This is a genomic window from Frigoribacterium sp. AC394 (genome assembly GCF_979258095.1).
Genome location: NZ_OZ409834.1, coordinates 1,920,181 through 1,935,939 on the forward strand (window position 1 = coordinate 1,920,181; position 15,759 = coordinate 1,935,939).

The following is a 15,759-nucleotide window of genomic DNA, read 5'->3' on the forward strand; positions in this document are numbered from 1 at the left end:
GCGGCCGCCGCGTCGACGATTCGGAATCTCCGTCGTGGTGTTGTAGGCTTTACGACGGTTCGGGGGCTATAGCTCAGGCGGTTAGAGCGCTTCGCTGATAACGAAGAGGTCACAGGTTCAAGTCCTGTTAGCCCCACTCCCGTGAGATCCACCAGCGGGTGAAACCCCAGCTCCACGGGGCCTTAGCTCAGTTGGTAGAGCGCCTGCTTTGCAAGCAGGATGTCAGGAGTTCGATTCTCCTAGGCTCCACGAGAAGTACTTCTGTCCCCGCTCCCGACTTGGTCGGGCAGCGGGGATTTCTTGTCTGTGCTCGTGTGGTGCTGTGCTCGTGTGGCCCTGTGCTCGTGTGGCTCTCTGCTCGTGTGGCTCTGTGTTCGGAGCCCCGCCGCTCAGGGCCGTGCAGTCCTGGTTCGGCGGGTTCGCGTCATCCATGGCGGGTCAGCGCTGACCCGCCATGGATGACGGGAACCCGCCGCACGAGTCGTGGGGTCAGCGTCTACCGGCCCCGGACGACGAGAGGGCCCGCATTCGGTGGATGCGGGCCCTCTCGGTGGTTCAGGGGAAGGCTACGCCTTCGTGTCGGCGTCGTCGTCGGCGACCCAGAGCTCGTCGTCGGCGCGGAGCGTCTGCACCGCGGCGAAGACGAGTGCGCCGAGGGCGACGACGCCCACGCCGATCAGCAGCACGCCGCCCACGCCGGGGCCCGACTTCTTGGGGGCCGGTGCGTACTTCTTCGCGACCTTCGCGCCCTGCTTCTTGGCGTTCTTGACGGCCTTCTTCACCTTGGGGTCGTTCGTGATGTCGAGACCGTTCAGGTACGACTGCACGCTCGGGTACACGTCGTGCTTCAGGCGGTCCTGAGCCTTGGTCGCGTACTTGCTGCCGGCGGCGAGACCGGTCGACACGGCCGGGCGGACGTTGTTGTCCACCGCGGAGCGGACCCGGGGCACGACCTCTTTGTTGGCCGCCTTCACTCCGGCGTCACGGACGTCGACGAGGACCTTGCCAGCGTGGCCGAGGACCTCGCGCTGCTCCGTCCACACGTCGGACGCGTGCTTCTTGAACTTCTTCAGTTCCTTCTTCTGCTTACGTGACAGGGCCACAGTGTTCCTCCAACGAGTAGGCAACGGGGCCAGAGGGATACTGGCTCCTCCATCCTGGCACGAGGCAACCTGACAGGGAACACCACGAATTCTGTACCCACCCTGAGGTCGACGGGCCCCTGTGAAAGAATGAGTCCCATGTCAAAGCACACTTCTGTTGCCACCGTGACGACCTCGCTCGGCACGATCAAGGTCAACCTGTTCGGCAACCACGCCCCCAAGACCGTCGCCAACTTCACCGGCCTCGCCACCGGCACCATCGAGTGGAAGCACCCGGGCACCGGCAAGGTCAGCACCGACAAGCTCTACGACGGTGTCGTCTTCCACCGCATCATCAAGGACTTCATGCTCCAGGGCGGCGACCCGCTCGGCCAGGGCATCGGCGGCCCCGGCTACCAGTTCGACGACGAGATCAACCCCGAGCTCGACTTCAGCAAGCCGTACGTCCTCGCCATGGCCAACGCCGGCACCCAGGGCGGCAAGGGCACGAACGGTTCGCAGTTCTTCATCACGACCGTCGCGACCCCCTGGCTGCAGGGCAAGCACACCATCTTCGGCGAGGTCGCCGACGACGAGTCCAAGAAGGTCGTCGACGCCATCGAGGCGGTCAAGACCGACGCTCGCGACAAGCCCCTCGAGGACGTCGTCATCCAGAGCGTCACCATCGACGAGGTCTAAGTGACGCGACCCTCTCCGTCGGATGCGGGTAACTTCTGCTACCGGCACCCCGATCGGCAGAGCTTCGTGCTCTGCCAGCGCTGCGGTCGGACCATCTGCGGGCAGTGCCAGACACCGGCGGCCGTCGGTGTGCACTGCCCGGAGTGCGTCCGTGAGGCGCGCAGCAACGCCCCGCGGGTCCAGCCCGCCGTCGTGACCCGCATGCGGAGCGCGTCGGCCGGCGGTGCGCCCGTGGCGACCTATTCGCTGATCGGCGTCAGCGTGCTCGTGTACGTGCTGCAGTTCGTCTTCGGCTCCGCTCTGACGAACCAGCTGTCGTTCTCGGCGCCGTTCGAGATCACTCAGCCGTGGCGACTCGTCACGTCGTTGTTCGCGCACGCCGGCCTGCTGCACCTGCTGTTCAACATGTACGCGCTGTTCATCTTCGGCGGGCAGCTCGAGCGGACGCTGGGCCGAGGTCGCTACCTGGCGTTGTACTTCATCAGCGGGGTAGGAGGCGCGGCAGCGGTCTCGCTGATCGCTCCGTTGTCGAGCGTGATCGGCGCCTCCGGGGCCATCTTCGGCCTCATGGCGGCCTTCTTCGTGATCGCCCGCAGTCTGGGCGGCTCGAACGGGGTGCAGCTGCTGGTGCTCGTCGGCATCAACCTGGTGATCGGCATCGTCCTGCCGAACGTCTCGTGGCAGGCGCACGTCGGCGGCCTCGTGGCCGGTGCCGCGGTCGCGTTCGTGTTCTCGAAGACCCGTCACCGGTCGAAGCGCGCGGTGCAGACCGCCGCTATCGCCGGGATCGGGGTCGTCGTGCTCGCGATCGTGTTCTGGCGCTCGTACGAACTCGCACAGGCCTACGGCATCATCTGACCCGGCGGGGTTCGAACACCCGGACGACAGAAGAGGCGGCTCCGTTCAGGAGCCGCCTCTTCTGTCGTTCGTGGCCGGGCCGGGACTTTTCACACCGTTGTCCACAGAAAGTTATCCACAGGTTTATTAACACTGGGGATAGTTACATCCGTGTAAGTCCGAAGGTGTGTTCTAGCGCCAGCGGGTCGTCATCAGGAACCCGATGAACATGATGCCGAAGCCGACGAGGATGTTCCACGAGCCGATGGACGGTACGGGCAGCGTGCTCTGGCTGACGTAGAAGACGACGATCCAGGCGAGCCCGATCAGCATGAAGCCGAACATGACGGGCTTGAACCACACCGGGTTCGGGGCGTCTGCGGCCGTGCGCGTCTCGCGCGGATCGATGGGCTTCGAGGTGCGGTTCGTGTCTTTGGCCATGGCCGACATCATACCGTGGGGCCTTCAGGAGGCGCGGGGGAGGTCGATCCGTCCACAGCCGTCTCCGAGACGGCCGGCCCCCGAGGGCCTGCACCTAGAATCGAGCCATGACCGACGACCTGCGCCGACCCGGTCGGAAGCCGCGGTCGCGTCGGCCCCCTCACCGCACCTCCTTCGTGGGTGTCGTCGGTGAGCTGCTGATCACGGCCGGTGCGCTCGTGCTGCTCTTCATCGGGTGGCAGCAGTGGTTCAACGACCTCGTCGTCGCCGGTGAGCACCGAGATCAGGCGTCGAGCCTCAGTGAGCGCTTCGAGCAGGAGGCCGGGCCGGCGAGAGAGCCCGACGCCGACGGCTCGTTCGGCGATCCGCCGGTGGGCGAGCAGCCGACCGAGGCCGAGGAGTTCGCGAACTTCTACGTGCCGCGCTTCGGCGACGACTACGCCGTGCCGATCGCCGGGGGCACGAGCACGGTCAAGACCCTCAACACGGTCGGGATCGGGCACTACGACCAGACGCAGATGCCGGGAGAGGTCGGCAACTTCGGCATCGCCGCGCATCGGACGACCTACGGCGCCCCGTTCAATGCGATCGCCGACCTCCGTGCGGGCGACAAGATGTACGTCGAGACCGAGGACGGCTGGTACACCTACGGCTTCCGCAATCTGCAGTACGTCCAGGCGACCCAGGTGTCGGTGCTGCAGCCGGTGCCCGACGCCCCGGACGTCTCGTCCGCCTCGGGGGAGCGCCTCATCACGCTGACCAGCTGCAACCCGATGTTCACCGCCCAGGAGCGCATCGTCGCCTACGGCGTCTTCGATTCGTGGCAGCCGCTCTCCGCCGGGCCTCCGGCCGAGCTCGCCGCCACCGGTGTGGGGAGCTGACCATGTACGCAGCCCTGTGGCGTATTCTTCCGGGTCCGTGGTGGGTGCGACTGGTGATAGTGCTGGTCCTGCTCGCAGCGGTCCTCTTCGCACTCGTCGAGTGGGTGTTCCCCGCCGTGAACGAGCTGCTGCCCGCCCCCGACGTCACTGTGGAGAACCCATGACGCGCATCCTGGTCGTCGACAACTACGACAGCTTCGTGTACACCCTCAACGGCTACCTGCAGCAGCTGGGCGCCGAGACGGAGGTCGTCCGCAACGACTCCTTCTCGGGTCGCGACGCGGCCGCTCGCATCGGCGACTACGACGCCGTGCTGCTCTCGCCCGGTCCGGGCACGCCCGCCGCCGCCGGGGTGTCGATCGATGTCGTGAACGCCGCCCTGCAGGTCGACAAGCCGCTGCTCGGAGTCTGCCTCGGGCACCAGGCGATCGCCGAGGCGCTGGGTGCGACGGTGACCCACGCCGAGGAGCTCATGCATGGCAAGACCTCGGCGGTGACGCACGACGACAGCCCCTTCTACGACGGCGTGCCGCAGCCGTTCACCGCGACCCGCTACCACTCGCTCGCCGTCGTCGACGAGACCGTGCCGGAGGCCCTCGAGGTCACGTCACGCACGACGGGCGGCATCATCATGGGCCTCCGGCACCGGAGTGCACCCGTGTACGGCGTGCAGTTCCACCCCGAGTCGGTCTTGACCGAGGGCGGCTACCAGATGATCGGCAACTGGCTCGGCGAGGCGGGGCTGCCCGAGGCGAAGGTCACGGCCCGAGGGCTGTCACCGCTGCTCGACCTCAGCTGAGAGCGGGCGCGCTGTGCGCGGCGGCGTCGGGCTGAGTTCGGCGGCGTCACGCTGTGCGCGGCGGCGTGTGCCACTCCGATGAACTGCGTTCGCGAAGATGAACCGCGGTACATCGCGGTTCATCTTCGCGAACGCGGTTCGAGACGAGAGGGCGTGACTCGGCACACCCCGCCAGCCTGCCCGGGCGCCGGATCAGCCGCTGCAGACCCGCAGCGTGATGGGCGACCCCTGAGGCTGGTCGCCCGGCGCGAGGGTCTGACCGGCGACGGCACCGCCCGTGCAGCTGACGTCGGACTCGAGGGTCACGGGGAGTCGCAGCTGCTCGGCGAGTTGCGCGTTCGCCTCGACCGTCGACTCGCCCGTCACGTCGGGGACGTTGACGAGGCCGTTCGACACGACCAGGTCGACGGTGCTGCCCGCGGGCACATCGGTACCTGTGGCCGGGTCGGCCGAGATCACCGCATTCTCGGGGACGTCGGGAGAGTAGTCCGTGGTCTGCTGGCCCTGGGTGAACCCCTGATCGGAGAGTGTCGCCCAGGCCTCGTCCACCTGCGAGCCGACGATGTCGGGCACGGCGGACAGCTGGGGGCCGGTGGAGACGGTCACCGTGACGGTGGTGTCGAGGGGGACGGACATTCCCGGGGTCGGATCCGTCGAGACGATGTCACCCTCGGACACCGTGTCGTCGGGCATCTCTGCTCGGGTGACCTCGAGCCCCAGTTCGTCGAGCTCGGCGGAGCCCTCTTCGTAGCTGACCCCGACGAGGTCGGGGATCCGCGCGGATTGGGCGTTGTCGACCACCGGGGGCGTCAGATTGACCACCCAGAAGACGACTGCGACGATGACGATCGCGACCAGGACGATGCCGGCCCAGATCCAGGCGACCGGAGGTCGGGTCTGAGTTCTCTGGGGCCGGTTGTTGTCGTCGGAGGCGAGTTCCTTCAACGCCGCCTCGCTGCCGGCGGCCGCGGCGGGATTGACCCCGAACAGCGTCGAACCGGCCGCGGAAGCGGGCTGTCGACGACTCGGCGCACGCCCCTCCGCGGCGGCTTCGACGTCGGAGCGGAACTCGGCCGCGGTCTGGAACCTCTCGAAGCGGTCTTTGGCCAGCGCATGCAGGACGACGGCGTCGAGGGCCGGCGAGACGCCCGGGACGATGGTGCTCGGCGGGACCGGGGGCTCGCTGACGTGCTGGTAGGCGACCGCGACCGGCGATTCGCCCCGGAACGGGGGCCGACCGGCGAGGAGCTCGAAGAGCAGGACACCGGTGGAGTAGAGGTCCGTCCGGGCGTCGACGGACTCGCCTCTGGCCTGCTCGGGGCTGAAGTACTGGGCCGTGCCCAGGATGGAGGTCGTCTGGGCGACGGTGGCCGACGAGTCGGAGATGGCCCGGGCGATGCCGAAGTCCATGACCTTGACCTCGCCGGCGTGGTTGATCATCACGTTGCCGGGTTTGATGTCGCGATGCACGACCCCGGCCCGGTGCGAGTACTCGAGAGCGGTCAGGATGCCCTGTGTGATGCGCGCCGCCTCGGCGGGGTCCATCGGGCCCTCGGCCGCGATGTCCTTGAGTAGACGACCCTCGACGTACTCCATGACGATGAAGGGGACCTGCACCTCGTGGCCGTTGGCCGAGCGCACGGTCTCTTCGCCCGCGTCGAAGACCCGGACGATCGTCGGATGGGCCATGCGCGCAGCCGCCTGGGCCTCTTGACGGAACCGCATGCGGAAGGCCGGGTCGGTGGCCAGAGCGGGCTTCATCAGCTTGATCGCGATGCGGCGACCCAGTCGGGCATCGGTGCCGACATGCACGTCTGCCATGCCGCCACGACCGATGCGCTCACCGATCTGGTAGCGGTTGGCGAGGAGTTCGATGCCCTCTCTCACGCCTTCGACCACGCCGTACACTCCCTCACGTGACCGTGAACTCGGAACGCACGGTCGGAGCAAGTGTACTTGGCCGTCTGGCCCCAGATCGGGTGTCGGGGTCCGCCATGGGGATGATTGTCACGGCTTCGTGACCGCGGCACCCGGGGCCGCGGTCACGAGACGCCTCTACGGCGTCGGGTCGACGGTGGGCTCGGTCGGGTCCGTCGTGGGCTCGGCGGTCGGCTCCGGTGCGGGAGCGGTGGCGCTGACCGTCACACCCGGCGACGGATCGGACGCCAGGTCGCCGCAGTTCGCGACGTAGGCGACGGTCACGTTGCCGGCGGTCGTGGTGACGACCTGGATCGACGAGACGTTCGCGCCGACCGCGCCCCCGCTCTGGCCCGCCGTGTCGGTGCCTCCGGTGATCGAGTACGAGTAGCCGGTCAGCGAGTAGCCGGCCGGGCAGCCCGCGTAGGGCTCCCACGTGATCGTGGCGGCGTCCGTGCCGTCGGCGGTGATCTGGGTGGGCGACGCGGTCGGCGACCCGGGCTGGGTCGGCTGGGGCGCCTCCTGGTAGATCAGGATCGTCACGGTGCTGCCCTTGCGGACGTTGCCGCTCGGGTTCAGGCTCGCGACGGTGCCGACGTCCTGAGCGCTGGCGGGGGCCGCCGAGCTCGGAGCCGACTCGACCGCGAGGCCGAGGGCGCCGAGTGCCGAACGCGCGTCGCTCTCGCTCATGCCGACGTAGTCGCCGGGCACGACGTTGACCGTGTCGGGTGTGGGGCTCGGGGTCTCGCTCGGCGTGGTCTGCGTCGGACTCGGCTCGGTCGACGGTGAGGACGACGACGTGGTCGGCGCGGGAGCGGGCTCGTTCGAGCTGAGCGCGAACGCGATCACGGCGACGGCACCGGCCAGGACGAGCACCCCGAGCACGATGAGGGGCCAGAACCAGGGGCTCCGCCGCTTCGGCTCGTCGTCGAGGTCGTCGTCGCGCAGGGCGTCGGGGTCTGCGGACCCGGGCGTGTAGGCGCCGGTGACGGCTGCACCCGCACCCGTGGCGTTCGGGTTGAAGAGCTGGGTCGTCGCGTCCTGCGTCGCGAAGGCGCGGGTCGCGTCGTCGGCGGCGAGGGCCGCGGCGCCGATGGCCGGGACGGCGACGGTCGCTGCGCCGACGTCGCCTCGACGCAGGGCACGGGCGGCCTGCGCGAGGGCCGAGGCCGTCGCGGGTCGCTCGCCCGGCTTCTTCGAGATGCACGACATGACGAGTCGGCGGACGGGCTCGGAGACGGTGGCCGGGAGGTCCGGTGGCTGCTCGTTGATCTGCGCCATCGCGATGGCGACCTGCGACTCGCCGGTGAACGGACGTCGACCGGCGAGGGCCTCGTAGGCGACGATGCCGAGCGAGTAGATGTCGGTGCTGGGGGAGGCCGGGTGGCCGCTGGCCTGCTCGGGCGAGAGGTACTGGACCGTGCCCATGACCTGACCGGTCGCGGTCAGCGGGACCTGGTCGGCGATGCGGGCGATGCCGAAGTCGGTGATCTTGACCCGACCGTCGGGTGTGACGAGGAGGTTGCCGGGCTTGATGTCGCGGTGCACGAGGCCCGCGGCGTGGGCGGCCTGCAGAGCCGACGCCGTCTGGGCGACGATGTCGAGCACCTTGTCGGTCGGCAGCACGCGGTCGCGCTCGAGCACGGTGGACATGGCCTCGCCGGGCACCAGCTCCATCACCAGGTAGGCGCTGCCCTCCTCTTCGCCGTAGTCGAAGACGTTGGCGATGCCCTCGTGGTTCACGAGGGCCGCGTGGCGGGCCTCCGCCCGGAAGCGCTCGAGGAACCCGGGGTCGCCGAGGTACTCGTCTTTCAGGATCTTGATGGCGACGGTGCGCCCGATCACGAGGTCCGTGGCCTCCCAGACCTCGCCCATGCCGCCGATGGCGACGCGGGTCGACAGCTGGTAACGCCCACCGAAGGTGATTCCGCCCGAAGGTCTCATTTGTTCAGCACCGCCTCAATGACTTTCTTCGCGATTGGTGACGCGACACTGTTTCCGAACGCGGATTGTCCCTGCCCGCCGCCGTTCTCGACGACGACCGCGACGGCGACCTCGGGGTCGGCTGCCGGGGCGAAGCCGGTGAACCACAGCGTGTACGGCTCGCCTGGGCCGTTCTCCGCCGTGCCCGTCTTGCCGGCCACATCGACACCGCTAATTCTTGCATTGCTGGCCGCGCCGTCGGCGACGTCGTCCACCATCATGTCGGTCATCGTCGACGCCGTGTCGGAGCTGATCGGATCGCCGTACTCGGTGGGCGAGAAATCCTCCACCGGGCTGAGATCGGGGTTCAGGACGCTGTCGATCAGGGTCGGATCCATCTGCGTCCCGCCGTTGGCGATCGCAGCCGACACCATCGCCATCTGCAGCGGCGTGACGCGGTCGTTGCCCTGTCCGAACGACTGCAGCATGAGGGACGCGTCGCTGATCTCGGCGCCGTCGGCGTCTTCGATCGGGAACTGGCTGGGCGTGACCGACTGGGGGATCTCGATCGAGTCGTCGTCGAAGCCGAACGCCTGCGCCTGCTCCTTCAACGCGTCGGCGCCGAGCGCGCGACCGAGCTGGGCCATGGGGATGTTGCACGACAGGCGGAGGGCGGTCGCGATGGTCGCCTCGTCGCCGCCGCCGCAGCTGCCGCCCTCGGCGTTGTTGATGTTGGTCGACGTGCCGGGCAGGGTCAGCGTGGACGGGTTCGGGAACGTGCTCTCGGGCGTGTAGTCGCCGCTCTCGAGCGCCGCCGCCACGGTGATGAGCTTGAAGGTCGACCCCGGCACGTACAGGTTCCCCTCGATGGCCTTGTTCTGCAGCGGGTCGGCCGGGTCGGCGACGAGCGAGTCGTACGCGGCCTTGACGGCGGCGCTGTCGTGACTCGCGAGGGGGTTGGGGTCGTAGCTCTGCTTCGACACCATGGCGAGGATCTTGCCGGTGGAGGGCTCGACGGCGACGATCGAGCCGTTGTTGGAGCCCAGCGCGTCGAAGGCCGCCTGCTGCACGGCCGGGTCGAGCGTGAGGTTCACCGTGGCGCCCTCGGGCGACTGGCCGGTCAGCAGCGAGTTCATCTGCTCGAAGAACTGCGAGTTCGCGTTGCCGGTGAGGTACTGGTTCATCGCGTCCTCGATGCCCCGCGACCCCTGACCGAGCGTGTAGTAGCCGGTGACGGGCGCGTAGAGCTCGGGCTGCGGGTACGAGCGCTGGTACTCGTAGACGTCGTCGACGGGGTCGGACTGCGCGACGGGCTCGCCGCCGACGAGGATCGGACCGCGCTGGGCCGAGTAGCTCGCGAGCAGGGAGCGCGAGTTGCGCGGGTCGGCCCGGAGGGCGTCGGCCTGGAACGTCGTGATGTACGTGCTCGACACGAACAGCGCGACGAACATCGCGAGGACGACGAGACTCACTCGTCTCAGTTCTTTGTTCATCAGCCGATCACCAGCCTGGGTTGATTGCGCACCGAGTCGGACAGACGCAGCAGCAGGGCCACGATGATCCAGTTCGCCACGAGGGAGGATCCGCCGGCGGCCATGAAGGGCGCCGTCAGACCGGTCAGGGGGATGACGCGGGTCACGCCGCCCATGACCACGAAGACCTGCAGGGCGATGACGAAGGCCAGACCCACGCCGAGCATCCGGCCGAAGTCGTCCTGACCGACGAAGCCGATGCGGAACCCGCGCGAGACGAGCAGCAGGTAGAGGGCGAGGATCGCGAAGATGCCGGCGAGACCGAGCTCTTCGCCGAGCGACGCGAAGATGTAGTCGCTCTCGGCGAGCGGCGTCGTCTGCGGTCGACCCTGACCGAGCCCCGTGCCGATCAGCCCGCCGTTCGCGAAGCCGAACAGACCGGAGACCAGCTGGAACGATCCGCCGTCGGCGCTGTACTCCGCCGGGTCGAAGGGGTTCAGCCAGGCGGCGAAGCGTCCCTGCACGTAGCCCAGGAACGTGGAGGCGACGATCGCGCCCCCGAGGAACAGCGTCAGACCCAGCACGATCCAGCTCGCACGACCGGTGCCGACGTAGATCATGACGAGGAACAGCCCGAAGTAGAGCAGGGATGTTCCGAGGTCGCGCTGGAAGATCAGCACGCCCATGGCGACGAGCCAGACGATGAGGATCGGCCCCAGGTCGCGCGGTCGGGGGAACCGCATGCCGAGGATCTTCGGGCCCATCAGCGAGAGGTTGTCGCGCGCGGTCACCAGGTAGCCGGCGAAGAAGATCGCCAGCGTGATCTTCGCGATCTCGCCCGGCTGGAACGAGAACGGCCCGATGTCGATCCAGACGCGCGCGTTCAGACCCTCTCGGCCGAGACCCGGGATGAGCGGCAGCAGCAGCAGCACGATCGAGACGAACATGGCGATGTAGCGGTACCGCGACAGGATGCGGTAGTTGCGGACCACGATCAGCGCGATGAGGGCGATCACCATGGCCATCGCCGTCCAGGCGATCTGCTTGATGCCGAAGGCCTCCCAGCCCGAACGGCCGTAGGCCAGGTCGATGCGGTAGATCATCGCGATGCCGATGCCGTTCAGGGCTAGCCCGATCGGCAGGATGAACGGGTCGGCCTCGCGGGCGACCACACGCAGCACGACATGGAAGATCAGACCGAGACCGAGCACGGCGGAGCCGGCGATCAGCACGCTGGGATCGATGGCGTCGGTGGCGCCGAGCTGCACGAGCACCACGGCGCCCGCGCAGATGCCGCACGCGATGAGCAGCATCAGCAGCTCGAGGTTGCGGAGCCGGGCCGGCTGCCGCAGACGGATGGTGATGGCCTGCGTCAGACTGGTGGGCTCGGCGGGTGCGGGGCGGGGGGTCTTGGCGGACCCTCGCGCGCCTCCTGCGGGACGACCGATCAGCTCGGTCGACGTGTCGTCACCGGGTGCTGGCATCGGTCAACCTCTCGACGATGGCGCGGGCGTCGCCCAGCGAACCGGCGTTGATCGTGTCCTCGACGGTCCGCTGCGTGTAGTTCGGCAGATCGGACACGTCGAGATCGGTCTCTTCGACCACGCTCGACAACGCGATCGGCCCGAGGGTCTGCTGCACACCCCGGTAGATCACGACGGTTCCGTCTTGCTGACCCACGTAGTAGTGGTCTTGAGTCCACTGGTAGGTGAGCACGAGACCGGCGACGAGTGCGCCGATCGCGACCACCAGCGCGGCCAGCCACGTGATGCGGCGGCGACGGCGACGGCGCTTGTCTTCGGCGATGAGCTCGGCGAGGTACTCGTCGGACTCGGGCTCGAAGTGGCTGTCTTCGGGGGTGGTCGCCACCTTGAGCGGGTGCAGCAGGATCGTGGGCAGCCGGAGCGACTTGCGACCCGTCTCGCCCTCGAAGGTGAGCGGGACGGCGGCGGAGCCGACCGTGACCGGCGGCTCGACGGACGAGTCGCCCGACTCGTCGACGTCGACGATCACGACGGTCACGTTGTCGGGGGCGCCGTGGTCGAGCGTCTCCTTCACGAGACGACGGGCGGTCTGCTCGGGGTCGAGCCCGGCCGCGAGGGCCTTCTTGATGCGGTCTTCGGCGAGATAGCTGCTGAGACCGTCGGAGCAGATCAGCCAGCGGTCGTCGGGCTGCGTGCCGAGGATGGCCGTGTCGATCTCGGGAGCCGCGTCGACGTCGCCGAGCACGCGCATCAGCACGCTGCGACGAGGGTGCACCGCGGCCTCTTCGGCCGTGATGCGACCGCTGTCGACCAGTCGCTGCACGAAGGTGTGATCGGCCGTGATCTGACTGAGCTCGCCCTCGCGCCACAGGTAGATGCGCGAGTCGCCGATGTGCGCGATCGCCATGCTGTCGCCGACCCGCAGCATCGCGCTGACGGTCGTGCCCATGCCCGTGAGCTCCTGATGCTCGAACACCGTCTCGGCGAGCAGCTGGTTCGCCGCGATCAGCGACGACTGCAGAGCGAACTCGGCGTCGCCGGGCGAGCTGTACTGCTTGTCGGTCTCGCGGATCCGACGGATGGCGATGGCGGAGGCGACGTCGCCACCCGCATGCCCGCCCATCCCGTCGGCGACCACGAACAGACGACCGCCGGCATAGCCGCTGTCTTGGTTGTTCGAGCGGATCTTGCCCACATTGGACAGAGCCGCGCTCTTGGGAGGCGTCATCGGGCGCTTACCGTCGCAGCTCGAAGCTCGTCTGGCCGATCGTCACCGTGGAACCGACGGGCACCGGGGTCGGGACCGTGACACGCTCGCCCGCGAGGAACGTGCCGTTCGTGGAATCCAGGTCTTGGATGACCCAGCGCCCGTTCCAGAGCATGAGACGCGCATGATGCGTCGACGTGTAGTCGTCGCGGATGACGAGGTTGCTCTCTTGCGAGCGACCGATCGTCAGGGGGCCGTCGACCAGGGGCATCTCGAGCCCGGCCTTCGCGCCCTTCGTGATGACCAGGCGGCGGGCGGCGGAGTCTCCGTCGGACGCGGCGGGGGCGGACGGAGCCGAGGCGCGAGGCGCGGCGGGGGCAGGAGGCGCGGCGGGGGCTGCGGCCATCTGGCCCGGCTGCTGGTCGGCGGGCAGTCTGCGCGCCCGCTGGCCGAAGAGATCGGACCGGAGCGCGAAGACGATCGCGAACACGAACAGCCACAGCACGGCCAGGAAGCCGAACCGCAGGGCGAGGAGGGTGAGTTCACTCGTCATCGTCGACCCCCCGAGACGTCGGGCCCAGGAGAGGGGTCGGGCGTCGCTGAGAGGGGGAGCACGCGGAACACGATACGCGTACGACCGATCTGGATCGTCGAATCGGGGGGCAACGGGGCCTTCGACAGGGGTTCGCCGTTGAGTTTCGAGCCGTTCGTGGAGCCGAGATCGCGGGCCTGGGCCCGATCGCCGTCCCACAGGATCTCGACGTGCCGACGCGACGTGCCGGTGTCTTGAATCGTGATGTCGGCGTCGGACCCGCGCCCGATCACCGTGCGCTGACCACGGAGGACGTGCCGCTGCCCGTCGATGTCGACCACAGGCCGCCACGAGACCTCCTCGCCCCGGACGTTCCGCGAGTCGACCGCCATGATGCCGATGCTGAGCGACTCGTCTTCACGGAGGCGGATGCTCAGCGGACCGGCGAAGTGGTACCCCTGGGCCGTCGCGTGACGCTGGGTCAACTGGGTCAGCTCGTCGATGAGGCTGGAGCCGATCGCGGCCATCTTCTCGTAGTCCACCGGGGCGAGCCGGACGAGCAGCTCGTTGGGCACCAGGATGCGGTCGCGCGAGACCACGGCGGCCTTCGTGTCGAGCTCGCGCCGCAGCGCGTTCGTCAACTCGAGAGGTTGCACGCCCGAACGGAACGTCTTGGCGAAAGCGCCGTTGACGGCACGCTCCAGCCCGCGTTCGAAGTTGTCGAGCAGTCCCATGTCTCTCCAGGGTCGGGTCTCAGGTCGCCCGATCTTAGCCGGAACGGGTGGCATGTTCTCACGAGTGCGAAGCAGCAGGCCGTCTTCATGCTAGTGTTTTCGAGTTCGCGCGAGTGGCGGAATTGGCAGACGCGCTGGCTTCAGGTGCCAGTGCTCGAAAGGGCGTGGGGGTTCAAGTCCCCCCTCGCGCACGAACGAAATGGCTCTCCCCTACGGGAGGGCCATTTGTTCTCTGTGCCGATGGTGCGCCGCCGCTGCTGCGGCGCACGAACGAAATGGCTCTCCCCTACGGGGAGGGCCATTTGTTCTCTGTGCCGATGGTGCGCCGCCGCCTCTGCGGCGCACGAACAGAATGGCTCTCCCTTACGGGAGGGCCTTTTCTCTTGCGCCGCGCCTCCTAGGGGAGGGGGGTGATCAGGTGCGGACCGTTGTTGCGGACGCTGTTCGCCTCTCGCGAGACCTCGTGGTGCACCAGATCGTGCGCGATCTCGTGCGAGTCGCGGTCGAGGAGCTCGAGCAGCTCGGTCGTGTCGAGGTGGTCGCCGAGCCAGTCGTCGTACGAGTCGGGGGTCAGGCAGGCCGGCATCCGGTCGTGCACCTCGCCGGGGGCCACATGGGCGTCGCGGGTGATGATCGACATCGAGAGCAGCCACTTGTCGGGGTCGTCGTCACCTCTGGCCGGGTCGGGCCACGCACTGGCGACCGCGGCCATCGCGAGCCCCGATTCGGGCTGATGGATGAAGTGCGGCTGCTTGCCCGTCGCGGTGACCACCCACTCGTAGTAGCCGAGCGCGGGCACGATGCACCGGGCCTGCGCGAACGGTCGACGGAACATCCCGCTCGTCGCCACCGTCTCGATGCGGGCGTTGATCGGCTGCGGTCGCCGCTTCAGATCGGGGTACCACGAGGGCACCATGCCCCAGCGGATCAGCGGCAGTTCGCGTCGACCCTGCCGCTCGCGGACCACGGGCACGCGGGTCGTCGGCGCGACGTTGAAGTCGTCGGGCAGCGGCCCCAGACCGTCGAGCAGGCTCGGCAGCAGATCGGACGTGGCTCGGGCGATGACGTAACGGCCGCACATGCGCCCAGTCTCCCCTTCCGCAGCGTCCACCGGTAGTGCTTCACTGGGGCCGAGCGGACGGTGTCACGCCGCCGCAGCATCGGCCCCGCGAGGCCTCGACGAGACGAGGGTGACCATGGCGACAGAAGACTCGGACCTGCACGGCTACGTCGTGGCGGGCGTGCTTCCCGGCAGCGGGGAGGCGGTGGTCACCCGGGCGGTCGAGTTCGCCGCCCGCTTCGGCACGGGCCTCGTCTGCGTGATCGTCGAACCGGATCGCGTGGCCTTCACCGAGGGCATCGACGGGACGGTGCTCTCGTACCCCCTCGACCCCGACGAGTCGGACGGCCCGCCGGCCTTCGACGACGACCAGGAGGCGCGGCTCCGGCCGATCGCGGAGGCCCGGGGCGTCGTGCTCGAGACCCGTGCCCTCACCGGCGAACCCGCGCACTGCCTCGGCCGGTTCGCCGAGCGCATCGGCGCTCCGATGATCGTCGTCGGCAGCCGCGAGGCGGGTCTGCGGGGGAGCGTCCGCGAGTTCTTCGCCGGCTCGGTCGCGCTGCATCTGAGCCACCGACAGCATCTGCCCGTCGTCGTCGTGCCGTTGGCCCCGGTGGCGCGCACCGACCGGCTGCCGTGGGAGCACGACCTCTGACCCGCGACCCCCGGCACCACGGGGGTCGCGGCGGGG

General features: G+C 68.6%; 16 protein-coding genes and 3 tRNA genes. 9 read left to right on the forward strand and 10 right to left on the reverse strand.

Annotated features, from left to right (window positions below; all coding sequences use genetic code 11):
- Positions 1–62 precede the first annotated feature (62 nt).
- Together ACZZY9_RS08840 and ACZZY9_RS08845 are read left to right on the forward strand one after the other, a co-directional pair.
- A tRNA-Ile gene (locus ACZZY9_RS08840) sits at positions 63–136 on the forward strand.
- Positions 137–176: 40 nt separating this feature from the next.
- A tRNA-Ala gene (locus tag ACZZY9_RS08845) sits at positions 177–249 on the forward strand.
- A gap of 317 nt (positions 250–566) precedes the next feature.
- Here ACZZY9_RS08845 and ACZZY9_RS08850 read toward each other — a convergent pair.
- The gene (locus ACZZY9_RS08850) at positions 567–1,103 is read right to left on the reverse strand and encodes a hypothetical protein (RefSeq protein ID WP_463463814.1); all 537 of its coding nucleotides are present in this window, start codon (positions 1,101–1,103) and stop codon (positions 567–569) included.
- A 138-nt stretch (positions 1,104–1,241) separates the two neighbouring features.
- Here ACZZY9_RS08850 and ACZZY9_RS08855 point away from each other — a divergent pair, with 138 nt between their 5' ends.
- Both ACZZY9_RS08855 and ACZZY9_RS08860 read left to right on the forward strand, forming a co-directional pair.
- Entirely contained in the window at positions 1,242–1,781 is a 540-nt protein-coding gene (locus ACZZY9_RS08855; RefSeq protein WP_463463815.1) for a peptidylprolyl isomerase, read from the forward strand.
- Positions 1,782–2,639, forward strand: coding sequence for a rhomboid family intramembrane serine protease (locus ACZZY9_RS08860; RefSeq protein WP_463463816.1), 858 nt, complete (start codon positions 1,782–1,784; stop codon positions 2,637–2,639).
- A 171-nt stretch (positions 2,640–2,810) separates the two neighbouring features.
- Here ACZZY9_RS08860 and ACZZY9_RS08865 read toward each other — a convergent pair whose 3' ends face one another.
- Positions 2,811–3,059: a cell division protein CrgA gene (locus ACZZY9_RS08865; RefSeq protein WP_192061201.1), complete on the reverse strand. Its 249-nt coding sequence runs from the start codon at positions 3,057–3,059 to the stop codon at positions 2,811–2,813.
- Positions 3,060–3,166: 107 nt separating this feature from the next.
- On the opposite strand from ACZZY9_RS08865, the gene ACZZY9_RS08870 reads away from it, so the two are divergent.
- Genes ACZZY9_RS08870 through ACZZY9_RS08880 form a run of 3 tightly spaced genes read left to right on the forward strand, consistent with a single transcriptional unit; the run spans position 3,167 to position 4,739 of the window.
- Positions 3,167–3,940: a class E sortase gene (locus ACZZY9_RS08870; RefSeq protein ID WP_463463817.1), complete on the forward strand. Its 774-nt coding sequence runs from the start codon at positions 3,167–3,169 to the stop codon at positions 3,938–3,940.
- Positions 3,941–3,942: 2 nt separating this feature from the next.
- Positions 3,943–4,104, forward strand: a complete 162-nt coding sequence (locus ACZZY9_RS08875) for a hypothetical protein (RefSeq protein WP_463463818.1) — start codon at positions 3,943–3,945, stop codon at positions 4,102–4,104.
- Complete coding sequence (locus tag ACZZY9_RS08880; RefSeq protein WP_192061199.1) at positions 4,101–4,739, forward strand: anthranilate synthase component II; 639 nt, start codon at positions 4,101–4,103, stop codon at positions 4,737–4,739. The genes ACZZY9_RS08875 and ACZZY9_RS08880 overlap by 4 nt, the downstream gene beginning before the upstream one ends.
- A gap of 192 nt (positions 4,740–4,931) precedes the next feature.
- Here ACZZY9_RS08880 and pknB read toward each other — a convergent pair whose 3' ends face one another.
- The 7 genes from pknB to ACZZY9_RS08915 form a co-directional block, all read right to left on the reverse strand.
- The gene (gene pknB / locus ACZZY9_RS08885; protein ID WP_463463819.1) at positions 4,932–6,626 is read right to left on the reverse strand and encodes a Stk1 family PASTA domain-containing Ser/Thr kinase; all 1,695 of its coding nucleotides are present in this window, start codon (positions 6,624–6,626) and stop codon (positions 4,932–4,934) included.
- 168 nt (positions 6,627–6,794) lie between these two features.
- Positions 6,795–8,600 carry a protein kinase domain-containing protein gene (locus tag ACZZY9_RS08890; protein ID WP_463463820.1) on the reverse strand — a complete coding sequence of 602 codons (1,806 nt, stop codon included), beginning with the start codon at positions 8,598–8,600 and terminating at the stop codon, positions 6,795–6,797.
- Positions 8,597–10,072 carry a peptidoglycan D,D-transpeptidase FtsI family protein gene (locus tag ACZZY9_RS08895; RefSeq protein WP_463463821.1) on the reverse strand — a complete coding sequence of 492 codons (1,476 nt, stop codon included), beginning with the start codon at positions 10,070–10,072 and terminating at the stop codon, positions 8,597–8,599. The genes ACZZY9_RS08890 and ACZZY9_RS08895 overlap by 4 nt, the downstream gene beginning before the upstream one ends.
- The gene (locus ACZZY9_RS08900) at positions 10,072–11,535 is read right to left on the reverse strand and encodes an FtsW/RodA/SpoVE family cell cycle protein (RefSeq protein ID WP_463463822.1); all 1,464 of its coding nucleotides are present in this window, start codon (positions 11,533–11,535) and stop codon (positions 10,072–10,074) included. Before ACZZY9_RS08900 ends, ACZZY9_RS08895 begins: the two co-directional genes overlap by 1 nt.
- Complete coding sequence (locus tag ACZZY9_RS08905; protein ID WP_463463823.1) at positions 11,519–12,763, reverse strand: PP2C family protein-serine/threonine phosphatase; 1,245 nt, start codon at positions 12,761–12,763, stop codon at positions 11,519–11,521. The genes ACZZY9_RS08900 and ACZZY9_RS08905 overlap by 17 nt, the downstream gene beginning before the upstream one ends.
- Before the next feature lie 7 nt (positions 12,764–12,770).
- On the reverse strand, positions 12,771–13,295 hold the full coding sequence (locus tag ACZZY9_RS08910; RefSeq protein ID WP_463463824.1) for an FHA domain-containing protein FhaB/FipA: 525 nt from the start codon (positions 13,293–13,295) through the stop codon (positions 12,771–12,773).
- Positions 13,292–14,008: a DUF3662 and FHA domain-containing protein gene (locus ACZZY9_RS08915; protein WP_320477650.1), complete on the reverse strand. Its 717-nt coding sequence runs from the start codon at positions 14,006–14,008 to the stop codon at positions 13,292–13,294. Before ACZZY9_RS08915 ends, ACZZY9_RS08910 begins: the two co-directional genes overlap by 4 nt.
- Positions 14,009–14,115: 107 nt before the next feature.
- Between ACZZY9_RS08915 and ACZZY9_RS08920 the strand changes: the two genes are divergently transcribed.
- Positions 14,116–14,199, forward strand: a tRNA-Leu gene (locus ACZZY9_RS08920).
- A gap of 206 nt (positions 14,200–14,405) precedes the next feature.
- On the opposite strand, the gene ACZZY9_RS08925 is transcribed toward ACZZY9_RS08920, so the two are convergent.
- Entirely contained in the window at positions 14,406–15,089 is a 684-nt protein-coding gene (locus tag ACZZY9_RS08925; RefSeq protein ID WP_463463825.1) for an SOS response-associated peptidase, read from the reverse strand.
- A 115-nt stretch (positions 15,090–15,204) separates the two neighbouring features.
- Between ACZZY9_RS08925 and ACZZY9_RS08930 the strand changes: the two genes are divergently transcribed.
- A complete protein-coding gene (locus ACZZY9_RS08930) occupies positions 15,205–15,723 on the forward strand; it encodes a universal stress protein (RefSeq protein ID WP_463463826.1) in 519 nt (172 codons plus the stop codon).
- The last annotated feature ends 36 nt before the right edge of the window (positions 15,724–15,759 follow it).